This is a genomic window from Caballeronia sp. (assembly GCF_049581465.1).
In the GTDB taxonomy this organism is placed as follows: Bacteria; Pseudomonadota; Gammaproteobacteria; order Burkholderiales; family Burkholderiaceae; genus Caballeronia.
On sequence record NZ_JBAUSA010000311.1, the window covers coordinates 1 to 1,917 of the forward strand.

2 protein-coding genes are annotated in these 1,917 nt (G+C 55.3%); both read left to right on the plus strand.

Annotation, left to right across the window (positions count from 1 at the left end; translation table 11 throughout):
* The first annotated feature begins 166 nt into the window (after positions 1-166).
* On the plus strand, positions 167-1,267 hold the full coding sequence (locus WCA53_RS07740; protein ID WP_423907624.1) for an NAD(P)H-dependent flavin oxidoreductase: 1,101 nt from the start codon (positions 167-169) through the stop codon (positions 1,265-1,267).
* A 432-nt stretch (positions 1,268-1,699) separates the two neighbouring features.
* On the plus strand, positions 1,700-1,917 hold a 218-nt coding region (locus WCA53_RS07745), incomplete at its 3' end, for a 2-oxoglutarate dehydrogenase E1 subunit family protein (RefSeq protein ID WP_423907626.1).

Sequence of the window (1,917 nt, forward strand, 5' to 3'; positions counted from 1 at the left end):
GTGGACCGCTACTGGGTCGCTGTTGCGGCTTTGAAAGCGCTCGCGGATGAGGGAACGATTGAACGCAAGGTGGTCGCGCAGGCTCTGAAGAAGTACAAGCTCGATCCGTCCAAACCCAATCCGATGACGGTTTAGCGTGCTTACTTATTTATGAGAGGAATCGAGGATGTGGAACGCAACAGCTATCTCAAAGCGTTTGGGCATTGAATATCCAATTATTCAAGGGCCATTTGGCGGCGGCGGATCATCGGTTGACCTCGTCGCTGCGGTTTCGAACGCCGGCGGCCTTGATTCGTTTGGCTTGCAGACTGTAGAAGCCAATGAGATCGGGACAATCATCGGACGTATCCGGAAAGCGACCGAACGTCCTTTCTCAGTCAATCTCTGGGTTTCAACACCTGGAAGCATCCCGGAAGTTGACGATGTTGTTATGGCCGGAAAGATCCAGGCAATGCTTGCATCGCACTTCGAGAATCTTGGACTTGAAGTACCACCGCTTCCTGAGAGGTTTGCCCCGGATTTTGGCGAACAAATGGAAGCAACGCTCGAGGCGCGCCCTCCAGCAGTGAGCTTCGTGTATGGAGTTCCGCCTGACTGGGTGTTGGAGCAATGTCGTTCGCGAGGGATCACCATAATGGGCACCGCGACCACGGTCCAGGAGGCGAAGGCACTTGAGCTGGCTGACGTCGACTGCATCATCGCTTCGTCCTCGGAGGCTGGCGGTCATCGCGGCTCGTTCATCAAGTCTGCAGAGGACTCACTTTCGGGCGCCATGTCTCTGATCCCGCAGGTCGTGGACAACGTGAGGCTACCGGTAGTCGCCGCCGGCGGAATCGTAGACGCTCGAGGTATCGCAGCAGCGTTCGCGCTCGGTGCCCAAGGCGTCCAGATCGGAACTGCTTTCCTGGCTTGTGACGAGTCGAACGCGAGTGACCCGCATCGCAAAGCGCTATTTTCTGCGCATGCGGAAAATACGAAACTGTCGAGGGCGATTTCGGGGCGGCTCGCGAGAAACATCCAAAGCGATTTCATCGACGAGATCCACCTTACCGGATCGAGTATCCCGCCGTATCCAGTGGAAGCATGGTTCGTTAAGCAACTGCAGGCAGCCGCCCTTAAGCAGAAACGCTATGAATATCTGTCATTCTCCGCAGGCCAGACGACATCACTTATCCGCCACAAAAAGGCAAGCGAATTGATGGACGAGCTTGTTCGCGAAACCCCGCGCCTTCTCGAAAGAATGTTTCGTGGTTCGGCTGCGGTGTGACGTTCCCCAACTCCGATGTCTAGTACTACCTATCGCACCTCTGGAATCGGAGCCTTTGCGTGGCAAAACTGTTTTTCCTTCTAAATACACGAAATTCTGGAAATTTGGACGTGATGGCCGAAAACGAGCAGAAAATGTCCCTAAACCGTCACAGCTAGAGCGTCAGTGCAAACCCGTAAAACGTAGACTGCTCCTACCAGCGGTCAAGAGATTGCTGGTCCTGGCGGGCACAGGGACCTGGTGGCAAGAGTCACGCGGTCTTGCACAAGTTGACGCGAACTGGATGGCAGGGAACCTTGCCTCTTGTCGCATTTGGATCTTTGTCTTCGTGTACCTGTGAAAGCATTGGCTTGGCCAAGGCGGCGACGGGTGCTGCCTTGGGTAAATTCGTGGCAGATATCGGGCATAAGCCCGGCTGAGGACAGAGTCATCATGATGAGAGAGAATCGGAATACCTCCTTCCTGTTTGGAGGCAATGCTCCGTATGTCGAGGAACAATACGAGGAATACCTTGCCGACCCGGACACGGTTTCGCAAGAGTGGCGTGGCTATTTCGACGCGTTGCAGGGCGTGCCGGCGAGTGATGGATCAGACACAGGGGACGTCGCACACGCACCGGTCGTGTCTCGTTTTGTCGAGCTGGCCAAGCA

What these genes read in the sequence shown, in the direction of transcription:
- WCA53_RS07740 (WP_423907624.1), top strand. Translation starts at nt 167, where the DNA reads ATGTGGAACGCAACAGCTATCTCAAAGCGTTTGGGCATTGAATATCCA.